This window comes from Mycobacterium sp. 852002-53434_SCH5985345, from assembly GCF_001667155.1.
Taxonomy (GTDB): Bacteria; Actinomycetota; Actinomycetes; order Mycobacteriales; family Mycobacteriaceae; genus Mycobacterium.
The window spans coordinates 60713-81551 of record NZ_LZIE01000092.1; the positions used below are offsets into that span (position 1 = coordinate 60713).

Below are 20839 nucleotides of genomic sequence, written 5' to 3' on the forward strand. Positions count from 1 at the left end.
TAGTCTCAACGCAAGATGAAACTTCGGGTATGGTGGGGCGGTGCCGCAGCGATCGATCACCCCCGGCCCGCGCGACGAGCGCGGCGTGCTTGCGGCGCGCATTCTGGCCGCTGCCCGCGACGAATTCGCCGAACATGGCTGGGCCGGCACGGCGATTCGTGCCGTCGCGCGGACCGCGGACGTCGACCCGGCGCTGATCTATCACTATTTCGGATCCAAGGAGGGCCTGCTCGATGCCGCCACCACGCCGCCGCAGAAGTGGCTCGATGCGGTGGCCGCGACGTGGGCCACGCCCACGGCCGATCTGGGTCGGCAATTGATCCGCACCGTGCTGGACACCTGGACCGATGACGAAGTCGGGCCGATCCTGCGGGCGGTGGTGCTGACCGCCGCCCATGAAGACAAGACCCGAGACAAGCTGCGGCTGATCGTCGAACGCGGACTGATCGGCGGTTCCACCCTGGGCGCCGACGAGGACGAACGACTGCGGCGCAGTGGCTTGATCGCGACTCAACTGATCGGCTTCGCATTGTTGCGTTACGTCTGGAAGATGGAGCCGATCGCGTCGATGCCCGAGGACGAGGTGGTGGCGGCGATGGCGCCGAACCTGCAACGCTACGTCGAGGGCGACATCTTCTAGCAGATAACGCGATTCGGCACGGCCAACCGCGACAATGACCGGATGCGTCACTTGCGCCCCGCCCTTGCGCTAGCGGTCGCGGTCTGCGGGATGGGGACCGCCCAGGCGAGTCCCGATGTCCCGCCGGTAAGCGATGCGGCGCGCGCGGCTGGATTCGTCGACGTCCGCAGCGTGGTCCCCGACGCCGTCATCGACCTGCGCTACGCGACGACCAACAACTTCACCCACACACAGCTGTACCCCTCCGACGCCCGATGCCTGGTGCACCAATCGATGGCCCCCGGGCTGGCGGCGGCCGCCACGGCGCTGCGCCCGCAGGGGCACCTGCTCGTGTTTTGGGACTGCTACCGGCCCCACGACGTTCAGGTCAAGATGTTCAACGTCGTGCCCAACCCGGCGTGGGTCGCCCGGCCCGGGCAGTATGCGCACAGCCATGAGTCGGGGCGCTCAGTGGACGTGACGTTGACGACGACGCAGCAGCCGTGCGCTTCCGGCCTGCACGCGGACGGGCTCTGCTTGGCCGACATGGGCACCGACTTCGATGATTTCTCTTCGCGCGCAAACGCTTTCGCAACCCAGGGGGTCAGCACCGACGCCCAGGCGAACCGGGCGGCCCTGCGGGACGCCATGAAGTACGGCGGGCTCGCCCCGTACTCCGGGGAGTGGTGGCATTTCGATGGCCCCGGTGCCGCGGTCGACCGCCCGATCCTCAACGTGCCAGTGGATTGAATCTCATATAGTGAGATACAAATTCCATAATATGGATCATCGGCTTACGCTTCGGGCATGACGCACGAACGCGGGCCCACCTACACGCACGGGCACCACGAGTCGGTGCTCCGCAGTCACCAGCGGCGCACCGCGGAGGACTCGGCGGCCTACCTGCTGCCCCACCTGAAGTCCGGCTTGTCGGTGCTGGATATCGGATGCGGGCCCGGGACGATCACCGCTGACCTGGCCGCCCGCGTCGCGCCGGGACAGGTGACGGCCGTCGACCAGTCGGCCGACGTGCTTGGCGTCGCCCGCACCGAGGTCCAGCAGCGTGGCTTGTCGAACGTGTCGTTCGCGACCGCCGACGTGCACCGGCTCGACTTTCCGGACGGCGCATTCGACATCGTGCACGCACACCAGGTGCTGCAACACGTCGCCGACCCGGTAGGGGCGCTGCGGGAGATGAAACGGGTGTGCGCCCCCGGCGGCGTCGTGGCGGCCCGGGACGCCGACTACGCGGGATTCATCTGGTTCCCGCAGTTGCCGGCGCTGGAGCTGTGGCGCGAGTTGTACCAGCGGGCCGCTCGCGCGAACCGCGGCGAACCCGATGCGGGGCGGCGGTTGCTGTCCTGGGCCCAGCAGGCGGGCTTCGCCGACGTGACGCCGACGGGCAGCGTGTGGTGCTACGCGACGCCGGCGACGCGTGAATGGTGGGGCGGCATGTGGGCCGATCGGATACTGCACTCGCGGGTCGCGCGAGACCTGCTGGATCTGGGTCTGGCCACGGCGACGCAACTCGAGGAGATCTCCGCGGCGTGGCGCGCATGGGCCGCGGCGCCGGATGGCTGGCTGTCGATCCCCCACGGTGAGATTCTCTGCCGGCGATAGGCCGAATCAAAGCCCGATCGGGTCCGGAGCACCGCCAAGCTGCGCTTGTTTCCCCAGCTCAAGTATGTGGTATTGGCATTCTCTTTTTTTGCAAGTACGTTATTCATCGATGGATAACGCTGCTCAGACACCATCCGGCATTCCGCTTGCGCCGGTGTACGGCCCGGGGGACGTCAAGGCGTCACCCGCGGCGCCCGGGGAGTTCCCGTTCACCCGGGGTAACTTCGCGTCCGGCTACCGCGGCAAGCTCTGGACCTTCAGGCAGTACTCGGGATTCGGCACCGCCGAGGAATCCAACCGCCGGTACCGCTACCTGCTGGAGCAAGGCGGGACCGGCTTGTCGGTCGCGCTGGACCTGCCGACCCAATGCGGATATGACTCCGACGATCCCGAGTTCGGCGAGGAGGTCGGCCGGGTCGGCGTCGCGGTGGATACCCTGGCCGACTTCGAGATCCTGTTCGACGGCATTCCGTTGGACAAGCTCAGCACGAGTATGACGATCAACGGGACGGCGGCGATCCTGCTGGCGTTTTACGTCGCCGCGGCCGAGAAAAAAGGCATACCGCGGGCGAAACTCACCGGGACCATCCAGAACGACATCCTCAAGGAGTACGCGTCCCGCGGCACGTGGATTTGGCCGCCGGAGCCGTCGCTGCGGCTGATTGCCGACACCATCGAGTTCTGCGCAGCCGAGGTGCCGCGATTCAACGCGATTTCGGTGGCGGGCGCGCACTTTCGCGACGCTGGAGCCAACGCGGTGCAAGAGATGGCGTTCACCCTGGCCGACGGGGTGACCTACTGCGACACCGTGGTGGAACGCGGCCGGATGACCATCGACCAGTTCGCACCGCAGATCTCGTTCTTCTTCTACACCCATGGGGACTTCTTCGAAGAGATCGCCAAATACCGTGCGGGGCGGCGGCGTTGGGCAACCATCGTGCAGGAACGTTACGGGGCGACGACGGCCAAGGCGGCGATGTTCCGCTTCGGCTGCGTCTGTGGTGGCGCATCGCTGTACGCGCCGCAGGCCCACAACAACATCGTTCGGGTGGCCTACGAGGCGATGGCCGCGGTGCTGGGCGGGGTCCAGTCGATGTTCACCGCGGCCTGGGACGAGCCGTTCGCCCTGCCCACCGAGGAAACCACGACACTGGCGCTGCGCACCCAGCAGATCCTGGCGCACGAGACCGGCGTGGCCAGCGTCGCCGACCCGCTCGGCGGCTCCTACTTTGTCGAGGCGCTGACCGACGCCACCGAGGCCCGCATCATCGAGATCATGGATGACCTGGAGCGGCACGGCGGAATGGTCCATGCCATCGAGGACGGCTACCTGCAGGGCCTGATCGCCGACGAGGCCTATCGGGTGCATCAGGACATCGAGTCCGGTGCCCGGCCCGTCGTCGGGGTCAACCGGTTCGTGACAGAGGAGCCCGAACCGGATGTCGTGACGTACGAACTGGACGCCGAGGGCCGCGATCTTCAGCTCAAGCGACTCTCCAAGGTGAAGGCCGAAAGGGATTCGGCCGCTGTCAAATCCAGTCTCGCGGCACTATCGCGTTCCGCCGAAGGAGACGACAATCTGATGCACAGGCTGATCGACTGCGCCAACGCATACTGCACGGTCGGTGAAATGGTCTCCGCGCTCAAGGCAGTGTGGGGCGAATTCCAGCAACCGGTGGTGTTCTAGTGGCCGCCCGGATTCTGGTCGCCAAGCCGGGCCTGGACGGACACGACCGCGGCGCCAAGATCGTCGCCCGCACGCTGCGTGATGCCGGCTTCGAGGTGATCTACACCGGCATCCGGCAGCGCATCGAGGACATCGCTTCGATCGCCGTCCAGGAGGACGTGGCGGTCGTCGGCCTGAGCATCCTGTCCGGTGCGCACCTGGCGCTCACCGCCCGCACCATCGAGGCACTGCGTGCCGCCGACGCCGCGGACATCGCTGTCGTGGTCGGGGGAACGATCCCGCACGCCGACGTGCCCAAGCTGCTCGACACCGGTGCCGCCGCGGTATTCCCCACCGGGACATCGCTCGACGTCCTCGTGCGTGAGATCCGGGCATTGACCGGCACCCCCGAACCCGTTGTGGAGGACCAGTGCGCGTCGGAGTAATGATCGGCGCCGAGCGTGGCGACATGGCCCGCAAGGTGGACAAGCTGGCCTCGGACATCGAATGGGCGGAATCCGCGGGCCTGGACACCGCCTGGATGCCGCAGGTGCCCAACGACTTCGACTGCCTGACCATGGTGTCGCTGATGGCCGCGCACAGCTCGCGCATCGAGCTGGGCACCGCGGTGGTGCCCCTGCAGGCCCAGCATCCGATCGCACTTGCCCGCCAAGCGCTCTCGACGCACGCCGTGGCCGGCGGACGGTTGGCGCTGGGAGTCGGACCGTCGCACCACTGGATCATCCGGGACATGCTCGGACTGCAGTATGAGAAGCCGGCCGCCTACACCCGCGACTACCTGCAGGTGCTCAACGCCGCGGTCTCCGGACCGGGACCGGTTGACGTCGAGAACGATTCGTTCACGGTGCACAATCCACTGGCGATCGGGGCCGATACCCCGATGCCGGTTCTGGTCGCTGCGTTGGGGCCGGTGATGCTGCAGATCGCCGGTGAACTCGCCGACGGCACCGTGTTGTGGATGGCCGACGAGCGGGCCATCGGTGACCACATCGCACCCAAGATCACCAAGGCCGCCGCGGGTGCCGGGCGACCCGCGCCGCGAATCGTCGCGGGCATCCCGGTATGTCTTTGTGCGCCTGGACAAGTCGACGAAGCCAAGGAGCGTGCCAACCGCATCTTGGGCGAGGCCGAGGTGTCGCCCAACTACCAGCGCCTGCTGATGCGCGGCGACGCCCGCGATGTCGGCGATCTGTGTGCGGCCGGCGATCCGGAGGCAATCCTTGCCCGGATGCGCCGTTTCGCCGATGCCGGCGTCACCGACCTTTCAGTGCGGCTGCTGCCAATCGGCGACGATCGTGACGAGCTGGTCGCCTCCAAGCGGCGGACACGCGAGATGATCGCGTCGCTCGCAACGGAATTGCGTTGACGCCGACGTCCGCCGGACCGCTTGAGGGGATACGCATCCTCGAGGTCGGCACCATGCTGGCAGGCCCGTACGCGACCATGTTGCTCGCCGACCTGGGCGCCGATGTCACCAAGATCGAGCCGCGCGGCGGGGAGATCTCGCGCGGCGTAGGGCCCAGCTACTTCGCCAGCCTCAACCGCAACAAAGCCAGCATCTGCCTGGACCTCAACTCCGACACGGGACAGCAACGGCTGGGTGAGCTGGTAGCGGAATCCCATGCGCTGCTGGTGAACCTGAAGCCGTCGGCGATCCGCCGGCTGGGCTTGACCTATGAGCAGCTGCGCCGGCACAACGAGCGGATCGTCTGCGTAGCGATCACCGGGTTCGGCCTGCACGGCGGCGACGATCCCGCCTTCGACTACGTGGTGCAGGCGGGCTTCGGGATCGCCGCACTGACCGGTGACCCGGATGGCCCGCCGACGCTGCCCGGCTACTCCTCGGCCGACAACTCCACCGGAATGTGTGCAGCCCTGGGACTGTTGGCCAAAATCGTCTCCGGCACCGGCGGGCAAGTGGACGTCTCGCTGCGCGACGTCATGCTGTCGCAGCTCAACTATCACGCCTCCGCCTACCTCAACGAGGCTGTCGAACCGCAGCGAAGGCCCTACGGTGCCCATTCGTATTATGTTCCGGCGCAACTCTTCCCGACAGCCGACGGCTATCTCGCACTGTTCATCACGCACGACGGCTTCTGGAAATCATTCGCGACCGAGGCGGGTATCGGCGGCTTCGAGACGATGGCCGAACGGGTGTCCCGCCGCGACGAGGTGCTCGCGGTGGTCACGGCGATGCTGGCGACCGACACCGCCGCTGATTGGGAACGTAGGCTGCGTCCGTTGGGGGTGCCGGCGGCTGCGGTCAGGACGCTGCCTGAGGCGCTGGAAGCGACCCCCGAAATCGTTGTGACTGCGGGTAATTTCCGCCTCGTCGGGAGTCCGATCAACGTTTCTGGTTACCAGCCCGAGTACCGGCCACCGCCTGAGCTGAGCGGGTAGGCCGCTGCGGAGCATGCCGGCAGCGACTACGCCTTGACCGGGCCGGTGAGATGCGCCTCAGCGAGCTTGCGGAAGGCCGTAACCAACCGGCTGCGGTCGCCGGCACGAGTCGCCAAAACCACATGGCAGGGTTCGATGCCTCGCAGCGGCACCGTTGTGATGTCGGGCCGCAGGGCGGTGCCGTGGAAGCCGGCCGTGATGGCCACCGCCTGCCCGGAGGCGATGACTTCGAACTTGTCCTCGAGCGCGTCGATGAATGGTCCATCGGGCGCGCGGCGGCCGCCGGGCCGAGGATCGATCCGCCAATAAGCACTCCAGGCCGGGTCGGAGTTGCGCACGCGCGGCATGGGCTCGTCGGCGATGTCGTCGAGTGTCACGAAATCCCGGCCCGCAAGGCGGTGGTCGACGGATAGCGCCAGCACTCGTGGCTCGTCGTAGAGGATCGTCACGTGCAGCCCATCGGTCGGGAACGGTAGCCGGGTTACCACCGCATCCACCCGATGGCCGAGCAAGGCGTCCAGGGCCTCGCCCCAATTCAGGTGCAAGACTTGCACTTCGGCGTCCGGGTGCTCGCGGCGCATCTCGCGCACCGCGGGGGTGACGATCATGCCCGTCGTGTACCCGATCGTGATGCGGCTCGGTTCGGCGGCGGCCCGGGCCTGCGCGACCGCTTGCGCGGCCGAGCGCAGCAGCGCCTTGGCCCTGGGCAGGAACACCTCGCCGGCCCCCGTGAGCCCAGTGCCCTGCGGCGTGCGATCGAGCAGTCGGACTCCGAGCTGCTGCTCGAGGCGGCGGATCTGCCGGCTCAGCGACGGCTGCGCGATTCGCAGCGCGGTTGCGGCACGGCCGAAGTGCCGCTGTTCGGCCACCACCACGAAGTAACCGACCAGTCGCAGGTCCAGGTCGATCACCTGAGATGCGGACTCGGTCATGCCGACAGTGTATCCGTAAAGAAGCCCGCTCCGCCCAATGGTGTACCGGTTGAGGTGCGGTGATACCTATTTGGTATCGCGTCATCCGGAATAGGTCTTGGACGCCCGGCCCGGTGTGGCCGTTGACTGGATACCGCGAAAGTCAACGCAAGCGAAGGGACCATCCATGCATGTCTTTGTGACGGGCGCGACCGGACACATCGGTTCGGCAGTCGTCGACGAACTCTTGGAGGCCGGGCATCACGTCACCGGGCTGGCCCGCTCCGACGAGTCCGCCGCGGCACTTGTGGCCAAGGGCGCCGGCGTGCACCGGGGCGACCTCGACGACCGCGACGGCCTGCGGGCCGCCGCTGCTAAGTCCGACGGTGTGATCCACCTCGCCTTTAGGCATGATTTCGACGACTTCGTGGCCGCGGCCGAGACGGATCTGCGCGCCGTGGAAGCGATAGGCGACGAACTCGTGGGGTCTGACCGGCCGTTTGTCAGCACGTCGGGGACGCTCCTGCTCTCGCTCTTGGGGCAGGGCGGACTCGGAACCGAACAGGACACCGTGCCCGGCGGACCGCGGGCCGACTCGGAGAACGCCGTGATCGCGCTCGCGGAACGCGGTGTGCGATCGTCGGTCGTTCGCCTATCCCCGCTGGTGCACAGCGACCTGGATCATCACGGCTTCACCAACCACCTGATCGACACCGCCCGCAACACCGGGGTGTCGGGCTACATCGGTGACGGCGCCAACCGCTGGCCCGCGGTGCACACGCTCGATGCCGCGCACCTCTACCGGCTGGCTCTCGAAAACGCGCCAGCGGGAACTCGTTTGCACGGGGTGGCCGATGAGGGGGTGCCGCTCCGGGACATCGCCGCCGTGATCGGCCGTCGTTTGGGGGTGCCCGCGGTGAGCATTCCGGCCGAAGAAGCCGGCCACTTCGGGTTCCTCGCGCTTTTCGCCGCCTTGGACAACCCGACGTCGAATGCGCTGACACAGAAGGTACTCGACTGGCACCCCGAGCACGCCGGGTTGATCGAGGACCTCGACGCCGGCCATTACTTCGGTAAGTGAGCGACGCGGTGGGCCGCCACCGCGCGAGTGTGAAGCTAGCCGCACACTCGGCGCCGAATGTGAAGCGAGCCGCACACTCGGCGTCACCTGCGCGTGGGTAGCCGCCCTGCTACGGCAGCTCGGCGAGCTGCTTCTCCTGGTAGCGCCGGGCCCATTCGGCGCGCGACCGGATCGACACGTCCACGTCAACAGCATTGGCGCGCAAGGATTTCACGGTCGCCCTGTCGCGGGGGGTTCGCGCGAACGGATCCCAGCTGAAGAACCGGCAGGCGTTGCCCCAGGTGATCTTGTTGATGTCGTTGTCGTCGGCACCGGCGGCATTGAGCTCGGCCAGCACCTGCTCGGGCGCGTCCGGCCAGAAGCAGTCCGAGTGCGGGTAGTCGCATTCCCAGGCGATGATGTCGATGCCGATCTCGTGACGCAGCTTCAACGACGTCTTGTCGGTGACATAGCAGGCCAGCGAGTGTTCGCGGAAGACCTCGCTGGGCAGCTTGTCCCCGAAGTCGCGGCGCAGCCATTTCTGATTGGTGTAGTGGCGGTCGCTGCGGTCCAGATAGAAGGGGATCCAGCCAATGCCGCCCTCGGAGAACGCGAACCTCAGGTCGGGATACTTGCGCATGGCGGGTCCCCAGAGCAGGTCCTGCGCGCACATCGCCGAGACCTGGGTGGCCAGGATGATCAGGTTGTCGATCGGCGCGTTGGGCGCCATGCTGATCGCCCCGAATCCGGTGCCGATGTGCAGGCACATAACCACGTTTTCCTCGGACAGCGTCCGGAACACCGGGCCCCAATAGTCCTCGTCGTGGTAGCTCGGAAGTCCTTCCAGGTGCGGCAGTTCCGGCATCGTCACCGCCCGGCAGCCCTTGGCCGCCACCCTGCGGATCTCGGCGCACATGGCCTCGGGATTCCACGTCGGCAGGATTGCGATCGGAATGAACCGATCCGGGTATGAGCCGGCCCACTCGTCGATGTGCCAGTCGTTGTAGGCGGACACCATTACCAGGGTGACGTCCTCGCGCGTCATGTTGAGGTGCCGGGCCGAAAAGCCGGTGAAGGTAGGGAAGCACATCGACGCCAGGATGCCGTTGCGGTTCATGTCCCGCACGCGTTCGTGGACGTCGTAGACGCCCGGGCGCATTTCGGCGAAACCCGCCGGGTCGCGGCCCCATTCCTCGGCCGGCCATGAGACGACGGCGTTGAGCCCGCTCACGCCCTGCGGCCTGCCCTGGTACATCCACTGGTCGACGCCCTGGTCGTCGACCACGACGATCGGGGCCTCCGCCTTGTACTTGGCGGGCACATGGCGCAGGAACATGTCCGGCGGCTCGACGACGTGGTCGTCAATGCTCACCAGGATCAGGTCATCGACATTCATCAGGCTCAACGGCTCTGCTCGCTGGTCGTCTCGAGCAATCGGGGGACAGGCGCAGGATCTAACAGCAACGCATCGGACATGTGCAGCTGGCCGGCGTTGGCGATCATGTTGTCCAAGATGGCCTGCAGATCGTCGCCTTCGAGTTCGTAGATGGCGACGTAGGGGCCCTGCCCGTCAAGCGGGCGCAGCCGGCGTGCCGCGACGATTCCGTCGAGCGCCAGCAGTTCGGGTATGTGCACTTCGTCGTACCAGGTGTTGTATTCCTGCTCGCGCTCGGGCGAACTGGGCCGGCTTTCGACGTACATGATTCCCTTGGCCATCGTCGCCACCTCTCTTCGGGCCGCTACTCGTAGCGCACCGTGACCGAATCCGTGTCCGGCACGCCCTGGCACGTCAAAATGTAGCCCTCGGCGACCTCGTCATCGTCGAGAGCGTCGTTGACCCGCATGGTCGCATGGCCCTCTTCCAACTTGGCCATGCACGTGCCGCAGTTACCCGCCTCGCAACTGAACGGCGGTTCCAGGCCGGCCCGCCGCGCGCTCTGCAATAGCGTCTCGCCGGGGACCAGCGGCACCGAAACCTTCTTCCGGTCCATGTGGATGGTCACGGTGCCCGCCCCAGAGCCGATTGACGGATTTGTCACCCGTGCGGTCTCCTCGATGCTTCGGGCGATTGTCACTGCGACCGCCCCCTCCCGTATTTGCATTCTTCACTATAGAGAATACTATTCTCACAGAGCGATAGGATCTTCTCAAGCCTGTGGGGATGTCAGGTCAGCCCGGCCTGTCAGGGAAGGACGGGACGTGACCGAGCCGGCTGCGGTCGTGTTCGAGGACCGGCGTTTCAGCCTGCCGGAGCTCGATGCATTGGCCGCAGGCTGGGCTGCGGCCCTCGCCAAGAACGGCGTCGCCGCAGGTCAGCGGGTCGCGGTCATGGCGTCCAACCGGCCGGAATTCGTCGCCGTCGTGCTCGCGATCTGGCGGCTGGCGGCGACGGCGGTGCTGATCAGCCCGGCATGGAAGCGTGACGAGGTCGACCACGCGCTCGCGTTGACCCAACCCGCCCATGCCGTCGGGGACCATCCCGTACTGGCCGGCGCGATGCCGATGCTGCACCTCGACGAGCCGGTCACGCCCGGGGAGCCGACGGCCGCGATACCACCGTCGAGATCCGACGCGGTGCTGGTGTTCAGCTCCGGCACCACGGGGCTGCCCAAGGCGGTCCGGCACACCCACGCTGCGCTGGAAGAGGCCGCGCGGCACTGGCGCGAAGCGCTGCGACTGACGCCGCGCGATCGGATTCAAATCGCCACGCCGCCTTCGCACATCCTCGGGCTGCTCAACATTCTGACGGCGCTGCGCACGGGTGCGTGCGTGCGGCTGCATAGCCGGTTCGACATCGACCGGATGCTGCATCACATCGAAAGCGACCGCATCACAGTCGAAATGGCGGTCGCGCCCATCGCGCTGGCCATCGCCTCGCATCCCAGGCTCGAGTCTTACGACCTGTCCTCACTGCGCTACATCATGTGGGGGGCGACACCGGTCAGTGCCGACGTCGCGGAGGCCGTGACCCGGCGCACCGGCGTCGGCTGGGTGCCCGCGTACGGGACCACGGAACTGCCTGTCATCGCATGCAATCCGATCGAGGGCGCCCGGTTGGACGCTGTCGGGCGTCCGGTGCCAGGCGTCGATCTGCGGGTGGTCTCGCTGGAGACGGGTGAGCCGGTCTGTCCCGGAGAGATCGGTGAGATTCAGGCCCGGTCTTCGTCGCTGATGGCCGGGTACCTCCCGGCCGAAGCGACCGCCGAGGTAATTCGCGATGGCTGGTACCGGACCGGCGACGTCGGGTGGATCGACACCGGAGGTTGGCTGCGAATCACCGACCGCCTAAAAGAAATGATCAAGGTGCGCGGCTTTCAGGTTGCGCCCGCCGAAATCGAGACGGTGCTGCACGGTCATCCGGCCGTCAAAGACTGCGCGGTGTTCGGCGTACCCGACGGGATCAACGGGGAAGCGGTCGTCGCCGCGGTCGCGACGTGCGCACCCGTCGACGCCGGTGAGCTCACCGCCCGGGTCGATCAGCGGCTGGCTTCCTACAAACACCTGAGCCGGATCGTGTTCGTTCCCGACATTCCGCGCCTGCCGTCGGGCAAGGTATTGCGCCGAGTCCTAAAGGAGCGCTATGGATGTACGTCTGACAGCTGAACAACAGCAATTGCGCGACGCGGCCGCCAAGCTGGCCGACGACCTTGGTCCCTCGGCGGTCCAGGACCTCGACGACCAGGGCCGGATTGCGCGCCTGGACAGGCAGATCGCGGGAACCGGCTGGAGGTCGCTGCGGTCCGATGGGGCTTCGGGTGTCGAAGTCGCCATTGTCGCTGAGGAATTCGGACGCCGGCTGGTCGACACTCCGTTTCTCGGCCCGGTCCTGGCCGACGACCTCGCCCGCCGTGTCGACGCCGACAGCGCCGGCGCGACGATCGCGGTCGACGATCGCGCCATCGACGCGCGCGGCGCCCGGCGGGCCCTGAGCCTCTCGGACGGGCGCGTCCTCGCCGCCGATGTGCGGGACTTGACCGATGGCGCTGACCTGACTCGGGCCGATGCCACAATCGCGGAAACGGCGGCGACGCTGGGCCAAGTCTCTTCCGACGTGGCGGGGCAATGGCGGGCGCTCGCGCTGGTCACCACGACTGCGGACCTGGTGGGCGTCGCGCGGGGCGCCCACGCGGTCGCGTGCGACTACGCCAAAATCCGGGAGCAATACGGCAAGCAGATCGGGTCTTATCAGGCCGTCGCGCACCTGCTGGCCGAAAGCCTTGCGCTGATTGAAGGTTCGATCAGCGTAGCGCGGCACGCCGCGTGGGCGGTCGACGAGCTGCCGCCCCCCGAAGCCATCCGCGCCGCGCAGGTGGCGAAGGTCTACTGCGCCCGCGCCGCGAGAACCGTCTGCGAGACGGCCATTCAGGTGCACGGTGGCATCGGCAACACCTGGGACTGCCTGGTGCACGTCTACCTGCGCCGCGCCCTGACATCGACCGAGCTGTGGCCCGTCGCGTTGAAGGAGATCGATCTTGGACTTTCGTGACTCGCCAGACGAAGCCGCCTTCCGGGAGCGGCTCAGGTCCTGGCTTTCCGTGAACGCCAAGGGGTTCTCCGGATCCGGCGACGAGTACTGGGCCCGGCAGGCCGAATGGCACCAGGCCTTGTACCGAGAGGGCTTCTTCGGGTTGTCGTTTCCCCGCGAATACGGCGGGCAGGAGTTGCCGCCCGTGTACGACGTCATCGTCGACGAGGAACTCGCTCGAGCCGGGGCCCCGCCTCGGCCAAGCGTCGGCTACTTGATCTATGGGATCGGCCGCCACGCGAACGACGAAGTGCAGCAGCGGTTCCTGCCCGGCATCATCAACGGCACCGAGCGCTGGTGCCAAGGCTTCAGTGAGCCCGGCGCCGGTTCCGATCTGGCCTCGCTCACCACCACCGCCCGTCCCGAGGGCGACACCTATGTGGTGAACGGACACAAGATCTGGACCAGCTACTCCGATGTCGCGGACTGGTGCCTTCTGCTGGCCCGCACCGACCCAGAGGCCAAACGCCACCGTGGCCTGTCGGCCTTCGTACTGGAGATGAAACAACCTGGCGTGCAACAGCGCCCGCTGCGCATGATCAACGGGGTGACCAACGAATTCGGTCAGGTGTTCTTCGACGGTGCCAAGGTACCGGCCGACCGGATGGTCGGCGCGCCCGGCGATGGCTGGGCGGTCGCCATGACCGTCGTCGGGCATGAGCGCGAGCCGTCCACTCTCGGTTACGCGGCCCGATACGGCAAATTGGTGCGAAGCCTTTACGCCCGCAACGGGAGTTCTGGTGGTCCGGTTCCCGAGGAGCTCTCGTGGGCCGCGGTCCAGTCGGAGATGCTGACCCATCATGTCCGGCGGCGGTTGTCCGAGCAGCTCGACGGGGTTTCGCACGGACCCGAAGGGTCGCTCGACAAGCTGCTGATGACCTGGGTCGAGCAATCTGTCGGACACGCCGCGCTGGCGGTCACCGGCACCCGCGATGCGGACCTGCTCAGCGCCTATCTGTACAGCCGCGCGCAGAGCGTAATGGGCGGGACATCGCAGATACAAAAGAACATCATCGCTTCACGCATCTTGGGATTGGGAGTCTGACATGTACGACATGCCTGCCGAAATCGACGTCCAAGCCGACGGCCCGCTGCGGATCATCACCTTGAACCGGCCGGATTCCCTCAACTCGGTCAACGACAATTTGCATGTCGGCCTTGCGCGACTGTGGCAGCGATTGACCGACGACCCCGCGGCTCGCGCGGCGGTGATCACCGGGGCCGGCAGGGCTTTTTCGGCCGGCGGTGATTTCTCGTATCTCAAGGAGCTGTCGACCGACGCCGACCTGCGCGCCAAGACCATCCGGGACGGACGCGAGATCGTTTTGGGCATGGCACGCTGCCGAATTCCCGTGGTGGCCGCGGTCAACGGCCCGGCCGTCGGGCTGGGCTGCAGCCTGGTGGCGCTGAGCGACATCGTCTACATCGCCGAAGAGGCCTACCTCGCCGATCCACACGTTCAAGTGGGGCTGGTGGCCGCCGACGGCGGCCCGCTGACCTGGCCGCTGCACATCAGCCTGCTGCTCGCCAAGGAGTTCGCGTTGACGGGCACCCGCATCAGCGCGCAGCGTGCCGTCGAGCTCGGGCTGGCCAACCACGTGGCGGCCGACCCCGTCGCGGACGCGATCGCCTGCGCCAAAAAGATTCTCGAGCTGCCCCAGCAAGCGGTCGAAAGCACCAAGCGGGTCCTCAATATCCATCTGGAGCGGGCGGTCCTGGCCAGCCTCGACTATGCGCTGTCCGCTGAGAGCCAGTCGTTCCTCACCGAAGACTTCCGGTCGATCGTCACCAAGCTGGCTGCTGGCAAGAACTAATCACGGTTACGCGCGCGACGAGTCGTGTTGCCGCAGGAAGTCGCGCAGCACGGAGTCGAACTTGGCCGGCTCCTCAATGAAGGGCATGTGAGCGCTCTCTTCAAAAAACACGAACCGTGAGCCGGCGATGCGCTGGTGCATGTCCCACATGTGTTCGGGCACGCATTCGTCGAACCTGCCCGCGAGGATGAGGGTGGGCAACGTGATCTCGGCCAATCGGTCGAACACATCCCATTCCTTGATTGTCCCGACGATGTGAAAATCGCTGGGGCCGAACATCGTCTCGAAGATGTCGGTGCCCATCTTGGCGAAGGCTTCCAACAGCTCTGGCGGCCAGGGGCGCACGCGGCACAGGTAGGTTTCGTTCCAGGTGCGGATGGCGTCCTGATATTCGGCCGTGTACGTGGTCCCCGCGGCTTCATGACGTTCGATGGCGGATTGCGTTGCCGGATCGAGCTCCGATTTCAGCCGCGCCACCATCTCCGAGAACTGCGGTATGGACGCGATGCTGTTCGAAATGGTGAGGCTGGCCGCCCCCGACGGGACGTCGAGCGCGTACTGCTGAGCCATCATCCCGCCCCACGAGTTGCCGAAGATGTGGAAACGGTTGAGGCCGAGGCCCGCTACGACGGCGTCCATTTCGGCCACCGACCGTTGCATGGTCCACAATTCGCGGTTCGACGGGCGCTCGGACTTCCCGCACCCGAGCTGATCCCAGTAGATGACCTCGCGCTCGTCAGCCAACCGCTCCAGCGAACGCAGGTAGGTGTGGGGCAGGCCGGGACCGCCGTGCACCACCAGCAGGGGCAGGCCCGCTCCGGCACCGACGCGCTTGAACCACACGGTGCCGCCCGGGACCGCGATCGTTCCCTCCATTGCCGACGATGCCTCCTGGGTTCCGCTGCGCGAGCAGACGCAAAATCGCACCCTGCGATGCCGGTATATGCGATTTTGTGGCTGCTCGCGAGTCCACTGCTGCTTGCAACGCTGACTCTCGCAATGAGAGAATAGTGTTCTCACAAGCTGCGGGGGCTCTCGAGCACTCGCGTCGCGCTCGCCGAAGTGGAGAAGACCGTGCCCGAAGCCGTCATCGTGTCCGCCCTGCGCACTCCCATTGGCACCGCCCGCAAGGGCACGCTGCGCGACACCAGCGCCTTCGACCTGGCGCACCACGTGGTCTCCGAAGCGGTGAAGGACGTGGACCCGGCACAGGTTGACGACGTGATCCTGGGGGAGGGGCTCTACGGCGGCGGCGTGATCGCACGGCATGCGGCCATTACCGCCGGCCTGACCCAGGTGCCCGGTATGGCGAACAATCGCCACTGCGCGGCCGGGCAGGCGGCGGTGCAGAGTGCGGCGGCAAGCGTGCGTGCCGGGATGGATCAGCTCGTCATCGCCGGTGGGGTGAGCTCCGCCTCCACATCCCCGCGATCCCGGATGCAGGTGGACGGCGAATGGGTCGACTGGTTTCCCCCGACCCACCCAGACAGTCCCGAGGCGCCCAACCTCGACATGTCGATCACGGTCGGCTGGAACGCCGCGGTCAAAGCCGGTGTGAGCCGCGAAGAGATGGACGCGTGGGCGCTGCGGTCGCACCGCAACGCCATCGCCGCGATCGACGAGGGTCGCTTCAAACAAGAGATCGTCCCGATCGAAACGCCGCATGGACTGTTCGCCGTCGACGAACACCCGCGCCGCGACACCACCATGGAAAAGCTGGCCGCGCTCAAGCCGCTGCATCCAGAAATTGAGGGCTTTTCCATCACCGCCGGCAATGCCTGCGGCGCCAACGACGGCGCCGCGGCGCTGACGATCGCGAGCGACGAGCTTGGGCTGCCGGCGCTGGCCACGGTGCGGTCCTGGGCCTCCGTCGGGGTAGACCCGGCGATCACCGGTCTGGCGCCGGTGGAAGCCATCCCGAAAGCTCTTGCACGCGCTGGCCTCTCGCTTTCGGATGTGGACCTGTTCGAGATCAACGAGGCCTTCGCCGCAATGTGCGTGGCCACCGTCAAGCTGCTCGACCTCGACCCGGACAAGGTCAATGTCAGCGGCAGCGGATGCTCGCTGGGCCACCCGGTGGCGGCGACGGGAGCGAGGATGCTCGTCACGCTGATCCACGAATTGCGCAGCCGCGGCGGCGGAATCGCGGTCGCGGCCATGTGCGCGGGCGGCGGCATGGGTTCCGCCACCGTCATCGAGGTCCCAGCCCCCTAAATGGAGATCGCCGACTTGATTGCCGGCGCGCGCAACGGATCTCCGCGCGCGGTGGGTCGGCTACTTTCTCTCGTCGAGGGCGAGCGCCGCGACGAGGTGCTGGCCGGTATCGAGCCGTCACCGGTGAGCGTCGTAGGCATCACCGGGCCGCCGGGCGCGGGCAAGTCCACGACGATCGCCGCCCTGGTCGGCGCCTACCGACAGCGAGGGGACCGGGTGGCGGTGTTGGCGGTGGACCCGTCGTCCCCGTTCAGCGGTGGGGCGCTGTTGGGCGACCGGATACGAATGACCGCGCATATCAACGACTCCGACGTGTTGATCAGGTCGGTGGCGACCCGCGGTCACGTCGGGGGGCTGGCCGCGGCGGTCCCCGCGGCCATCCGGCTGCTGGGGGCGATCGGTTACCACGTGGTCTTGCTGGAGACCGTGGGGGTGGGCCAATCCGAGATCGAGATAGCCGCGGTCGCCGACCCCACCGTCGTGATCCTCAATCCCGGTGCGGGTGACGCGATTCAGGCCGCCAAGGCGGGGGTGCTCGAAGTCGCCGACATCGTGGTGGTCAACAAGGCCGACCGCGAAGGCGCCGACCGGACCGTGCGGGAGCTGCGGGAGGAGACGGATGCCCCGATCGTCAGCCTCATCGCCGCTCGCGGCGAAGGCATCGCGGAGTTGATGGCCGCCATCGAGGCCCACCACCGCGCCGACAGTCGCTCCCGTCGACTGGCCCGCGCCCGTGCGCAGATCCTGTCGCTGGCGCAAACCCGGCTGCGGAGCCGGCCGGACCTCGACCGGCTGGCCGAGACGGTCGTGGACGGGCACCAGGACCCCTACTCGGCGGCCGAGCAGTTGCTGTCACCGACCGATCGCCTGCAGGACTGACCGCTGGTCTTGTCCCCCGATTGGGGGAACGCGGATTCATCCCCTTTGCGGACCGATCGGCGGAGGTCGCGCCGCGCCACTGTCCCTACGTTGATCTTGTGTACAACACGGCGGTCACCTCGACGCCGCCACCCAGGATCAGTTAGGAGACCCGCACATGGCTCGCACACCCGAATTGTCGGCCGTAAACCTCGGTGAACAGCTGGAGCTGTACCGCCGGATGTGGGCTATGCGACTGCTGGACATGGCGCTGGAAGAGCGGCGCATCGGCGGTCTGCTCAAGGCGACGACGGTTGCCGCATTCGGCCAGGAGGCGGTGGCCGTCGGCGCCGTCGCGGCGCTTCGACCGGGCGACGTCATGAGCACCGCGATCCACCACTTCGAGCACGCCCAGCGGGTCGGCCGCGCCCTTCCGCTGGGTCCGGCCATCGCCGAGATGATCGTCCCGAGCCGGGCTGCGACCGGCGGGGCGAAGGAAAGCCCGTTCGCGACGGAGTGGAAACAGTTGTTCGCCACCACCGACCCTGTGCGGCAGTCGATCTTGTTCGCGTTGGGTGATGCCTACGCGCAGCGGCATGCCGGCGACGGGAAGGTGACCCTGTGCGTCATCGGAGACGAAGCCGTGAACTCCGCCGAGTTCAAGTCGGCCGCGCAGATCGCGCTGTCGTGGCGACTCCCGGTGGTGTTCGTCGTCGAAAACATCCGCGATGCGTCCGGAGTGCGCCGGGGCCCGCGCGAGCACCATGGCCTGCCCGTGCTGTCGGTGGACGGCAACAGCGTTGGGGCCGTGCATGACTCGGTCGCCGAAGCGGTGGAACGAGCGAGCGCCGGCGGCGGTCCTGCGATGGTGGAAGCGGTGACCTTCCGGACCAACCACCCCGCCGCGGTCGATCCGTTGGTTTCCTTCAAGCGACAGCTGACCCGTGCCGGGGTGAGCGCCGGACACCTCGACGAGGTGGAACACCGGGCTCGCCGGCTGGTGGCCGAGGCCTCGGCCTTCGCGAACGCGCTGCTGCGGGCGGATCGGCCGGCGTCGGTCGGACCCGACCACCGGTCGGCCGCTAGCTGAGCAGACCTTGCCGCATCGCCTCGGCAACGGCGGCCGCGCGATCGCTGACGCCGAGCTTCTCGTACAGGCGCTGCACGTGGGTCTTGACCGTCGACGGAGCCACGTACAGCTCGCCCGCGATCACCGGGATGCTTTGACCACGCGCAATCCGGTTGAGCACCTCGCGTTCTCGCGCACTGAGCACCGGACCCGTCGGCTCCGCCCGGTGCCGGATCTCCGCGGTAAGGCCTCCCACCAGAGCCGGTGCCACCACGTCGCGACCCTGCGCGCAGTCGAGCACGGCCTTGACGATTTCGCTGCGGGTCGAGTCCTTGAGCACGAATCCGGCTGCGCCCTGCTGCAGCGCCTGGTACACGATGGCGGGCTCGTCGTGCGCCGAGATCAGCAGCACGCGGGTCGGCAACTCCTGGCTCCGCACCGCCGCCGCCACCTGGCCACCGTCCATGCCGGGCATTCGGTAGTCGAGCAGAGCGATGTCGGGCAGGTGCTCCTTGATCAATTCCAGCGCCGCCGAGCCGTCCTCCGCCTCGCCGACGACATGCACCGAACCGCTCGACGAAAGCGCACGCACCACGCCTTCGCGGAAGAGCGGATGGTCGTCGCCGACAACCACCCGCACCTTTTCTGGCGTTGCCGGCCCGGCCATGGCGATGAGTGTAGCGGTCCGCTCAAGAGCGCCGTTCTCAATTTCCGGGCAAGCTGATGGGGAATCTGCCGGTTTGCTTCGGCGGGGCCGAGGCGGATTACTACGGTGATCGGGTGGCCGATAGCAGCGACACAGAACTGGACCGGGTGCGCAGCGTGCACCAGTTGCGCTCGTATCGAATCGTTTCGGTGCTCCGGATCTGTGTGGTGGGCCTCATGGTTGCCGCCATGGTCGTCGACACCCCGCGGTGGGAATGGCCGCAGCAAAGCGCTCTCGTCGTCGCGTACGCATTCGTTGCGCTCTGCGCGTTAGTGCTGGCTTTCACCCCGGTGCGTCGTTGGGTTGGGTTGAGCGGCTCGGCCGGGGTCGGCCGGCTGGAGCCGTTTACTTTCACCATCCTCGACGTGGTCGCGTTGACGGGCTTTCAATTGCTGTCCGCCCTTGGGATCCTGCCGCTGCTGATCATGGTGCTGCTGCCGGTTCTGGTGGGCGTGGATGTGTCGTCGCGGCGTGCGGCGGTGGTGCTCACCTTCACGCTCGTCGGCTTCGCCATCGCCGGCACTCACGACCGACTGCTGATGAGTCCGGGGCACTGGCCGAGCACGGTTTTTCTGCTCGGGCTCTACGCGTTTCTGTGCGCCACGGCGTTCGTCGTCGTCCGGATCGAGGAACGACACGTGCGATCAGTCGCGGGCCTGAGCACACTGCGTGAGGAGTTGCTCGCTCAAACGATGACCGCGTCCGATGTCGAGCAGCGGCGGATTTCGGAGTCCATTCACGATGGACCGCTGCAGGACATCTTGGCGGTGCGCCAAGAACTCGTCGAGTTGGACGCGGAATTGCCCGGCGATGAGCGTGTCGGGCGGGCGCTCACCGGCCTCCAGATGGCATCGGAACGCCTGCGGCAGGCGACTTTCGAGCTGCATCCCGCCGTCCTCGAGCAGGTCGGCCTCGCGGCCGCGGTGCAGCAACTGGCCGTATTCGCCGCCCGGCGTTCGGGCATCGATATCTCCACCGACATCGATTACCCGATTCGCAATGCGATCGACCCGATCGTGTTCGGTGTGGTGCGCGAATTGCTGTCCAACGTCGTGCAACATTCCCGGGCTCGCAGCGCTTCGGTCATGCTTGGAATTACCGACGACAGGTGCGTCCTGAACGTGGTCGATGATGGCGTGGGATTTGACGTCGGGACCGTGGCCCGCCGCCTCGGTGAGGGACACATCGGATTGGCGTCGCACCGGGCGCGTGTGGACGCCGCCGGGGGAGATTTCGTCTTCCTCGATGTCCCGGTCGGAACTCACATCTGCGTCGAGGTGCCGATCGCGAAATAGGCTGATTGGCCGACGGCAACCGCAAGTAATCGCCCACGCTCGATGCCCAAGGTGGTGCGCG

At 67.0% G+C, this 20839-nt stretch carries 22 protein-coding genes; 16 read left to right on the forward strand and 6 right to left on the reverse strand.

From position 1 onward, the window contains the following. Positions 1-40 precede the first annotated feature (40 nt). The 7 genes from A5756_RS23290 (at position 41) to A5756_RS23320 (ending at position 6326) form a co-directional block, all read left to right on the forward strand. A complete protein-coding gene (locus tag A5756_RS23290; protein ID WP_066957950.1) occupies positions 41-640 on the forward strand; it encodes a TetR family transcriptional regulator in 600 nt (199 codons plus the stop codon). Between the two features lie 90 nt (positions 641-730). Beyond that, positions 731-1369 (forward strand): M15 family metallopeptidase, encoded by a 639-nt coding sequence (locus A5756_RS23295; RefSeq protein ID WP_232005396.1) that lies wholly within the window; start codon positions 731-733, stop codon positions 1367-1369. A 57-nt stretch (positions 1370-1426) separates the two neighbouring features. Beyond that, positions 1427-2239 carry a class I SAM-dependent methyltransferase gene (locus A5756_RS23300; protein WP_066957954.1) on the forward strand — a complete coding sequence of 271 codons (813 nt, stop codon included), beginning with the start codon at positions 1427-1429 and terminating at the stop codon, positions 2237-2239. 109 nt (positions 2240-2348) lie between these two features. Next, positions 2349-3926 carry a methylmalonyl-CoA mutase family protein gene (locus tag A5756_RS23305; RefSeq protein ID WP_066957956.1) on the forward strand — a complete coding sequence of 526 codons (1578 nt, stop codon included), beginning with the start codon at positions 2349-2351 and terminating at the stop codon, positions 3924-3926. Beyond that, the gene (locus A5756_RS23310; protein ID WP_066957957.1) at positions 3926-4351 is read left to right on the forward strand and encodes a cobalamin-dependent protein; all 426 of its coding nucleotides are present in this window, start codon (positions 3926-3928) and stop codon (positions 4349-4351) included. The genes A5756_RS23305 and A5756_RS23310 overlap by 1 nt, the downstream gene beginning before the upstream one ends. Then, the gene (locus A5756_RS23315) at positions 4336-5292 is read left to right on the forward strand and encodes an LLM class F420-dependent oxidoreductase (RefSeq protein ID WP_066957959.1); all 957 of its coding nucleotides are present in this window, start codon (positions 4336-4338) and stop codon (positions 5290-5292) included. Before A5756_RS23310 ends, A5756_RS23315 begins: the two co-directional genes overlap by 16 nt. Next, on the forward strand, positions 5289-6326 hold the full coding sequence (locus tag A5756_RS23320) for a CaiB/BaiF CoA-transferase family protein (RefSeq protein WP_066957961.1): 1038 nt from the start codon (positions 5289-5291) through the stop codon (positions 6324-6326). The genes A5756_RS23315 and A5756_RS23320 overlap by 4 nt, the downstream gene beginning before the upstream one ends. A gap of 26 nt (positions 6327-6352) precedes the next feature. Here the strand turns inward: A5756_RS23320 and A5756_RS23325 are convergent, their stop codons facing one another. Beyond that, entirely contained in the window at positions 6353-7258 is a 906-nt protein-coding gene (locus A5756_RS23325; protein WP_066957963.1) for a LysR family transcriptional regulator, read from the reverse strand. Positions 7259-7424: 166 nt separating this feature from the next. On the opposite strand from A5756_RS23325, the gene A5756_RS23330 reads away from it, so the two are divergent. Beyond that, positions 7425-8318 carry an SDR family oxidoreductase gene (locus tag A5756_RS23330; RefSeq protein ID WP_066957965.1) on the forward strand — a complete coding sequence of 298 codons (894 nt, stop codon included), beginning with the start codon at positions 7425-7427 and terminating at the stop codon, positions 8316-8318. A 109-nt stretch (positions 8319-8427) separates the two neighbouring features. Here A5756_RS23330 and A5756_RS23335 read toward each other — a convergent pair whose 3' ends face one another. From A5756_RS23335 to A5756_RS23345, 3 genes are read right to left on the reverse strand one after another with little or no spacing between them, the layout of a single operon-like run. Next, complete coding sequence (locus A5756_RS23335; protein WP_066957967.1) at positions 8428-9693, reverse strand: amidohydrolase family protein; 1266 nt, start codon at positions 9691-9693, stop codon at positions 8428-8430. A gap of 5 nt (positions 9694-9698) precedes the next feature. Continuing rightward, a complete protein-coding gene (locus A5756_RS23340) occupies positions 9699-10013 on the reverse strand; it encodes a DUF4286 family protein (protein ID WP_066958067.1) in 315 nt (104 codons plus the stop codon). A gap of 23 nt (positions 10014-10036) precedes the next feature. Next, entirely contained in the window at positions 10037-10372 is a 336-nt protein-coding gene (locus A5756_RS23345; RefSeq protein ID WP_066958069.1) for a 2Fe-2S iron-sulfur cluster-binding protein, read from the reverse strand. 124 nt (positions 10373-10496) lie between these two features. Here A5756_RS23345 and A5756_RS23350 point away from each other — a divergent pair, with 124 nt between their 5' ends. From A5756_RS23350 to A5756_RS23365, 4 genes are read left to right on the forward strand one after another with little or no spacing between them, the layout of a single operon-like run. Next, complete coding sequence (locus A5756_RS23350; protein WP_066957969.1) at positions 10497-11900, forward strand: class I adenylate-forming enzyme family protein; 1404 nt, start codon at positions 10497-10499, stop codon at positions 11898-11900. After that, the gene (locus A5756_RS23355; RefSeq protein WP_066957971.1) at positions 11878-12783 is read left to right on the forward strand and encodes an acyl-CoA dehydrogenase family protein; all 906 of its coding nucleotides are present in this window, start codon (positions 11878-11880) and stop codon (positions 12781-12783) included. The genes A5756_RS23350 and A5756_RS23355 overlap by 23 nt, the downstream gene beginning before the upstream one ends. Continuing rightward, entirely contained in the window at positions 12770-13867 is a 1098-nt protein-coding gene (locus A5756_RS23360; RefSeq protein ID WP_066957973.1) for an acyl-CoA dehydrogenase family protein, read from the forward strand. Before A5756_RS23355 ends, A5756_RS23360 begins: the two co-directional genes overlap by 14 nt. 1 nt (position 13868) lies before the next feature. Next, positions 13869-14636 (forward strand): enoyl-CoA hydratase/isomerase family protein, encoded by a 768-nt coding sequence (locus A5756_RS23365; protein ID WP_066957975.1) that lies wholly within the window; start codon positions 13869-13871, stop codon positions 14634-14636. Positions 14637-14642: 6 nt separating this feature from the next. Here A5756_RS23365 and A5756_RS23370 read toward each other — a convergent pair whose 3' ends face one another. After that, positions 14643-15512 (reverse strand): proline iminopeptidase-family hydrolase, encoded by an 870-nt coding sequence (locus tag A5756_RS23370; protein WP_066957977.1) that lies wholly within the window; start codon positions 15510-15512, stop codon positions 14643-14645. 198 nt (positions 15513-15710) lie between these two features. Here A5756_RS23370 and A5756_RS23375 point away from each other — a divergent pair, with 198 nt between their 5' ends. From A5756_RS23375 to A5756_RS23385, 3 genes are all read left to right on the forward strand, one after another. Beyond that, positions 15711-16850, forward strand: coding sequence for a thiolase family protein (locus tag A5756_RS23375; RefSeq protein ID WP_066958070.1), 1140 nt, complete (start codon positions 15711-15713; stop codon positions 16848-16850). After that, positions 16851-17729 carry a methylmalonyl Co-A mutase-associated GTPase MeaB gene (meaB, locus tag A5756_RS23380; RefSeq protein ID WP_066957979.1) on the forward strand — a complete coding sequence of 293 codons (879 nt, stop codon included), beginning with the start codon at positions 16851-16853 and terminating at the stop codon, positions 17727-17729. A 157-nt stretch (positions 17730-17886) separates the two neighbouring features. Then, positions 17887-18798, forward strand: coding sequence for a thiamine pyrophosphate-dependent enzyme (locus A5756_RS23385; protein WP_066957981.1), 912 nt, complete (start codon positions 17887-17889; stop codon positions 18796-18798). Here the strand turns inward: A5756_RS23385 and A5756_RS23390 are convergent. Beyond that, the gene (locus tag A5756_RS23390; protein ID WP_066957983.1) at positions 18791-19444 is read right to left on the reverse strand and encodes a response regulator transcription factor; all 654 of its coding nucleotides are present in this window, start codon (positions 19442-19444) and stop codon (positions 18791-18793) included. The two genes, A5756_RS23385 and A5756_RS23390, sit on opposite strands and share 8 nt — an antisense overlap. 113 nt (positions 19445-19557) lie before the next feature. On the opposite strand from A5756_RS23390, the gene A5756_RS23395 reads away from it, so the two are divergent. After that, a complete protein-coding gene (locus A5756_RS23395; protein WP_197505819.1) occupies positions 19558-20778 on the forward strand; it encodes a sensor histidine kinase in 1221 nt (406 codons plus the stop codon). The last annotated feature ends 61 nt before the right edge of the window (positions 20779-20839 follow it).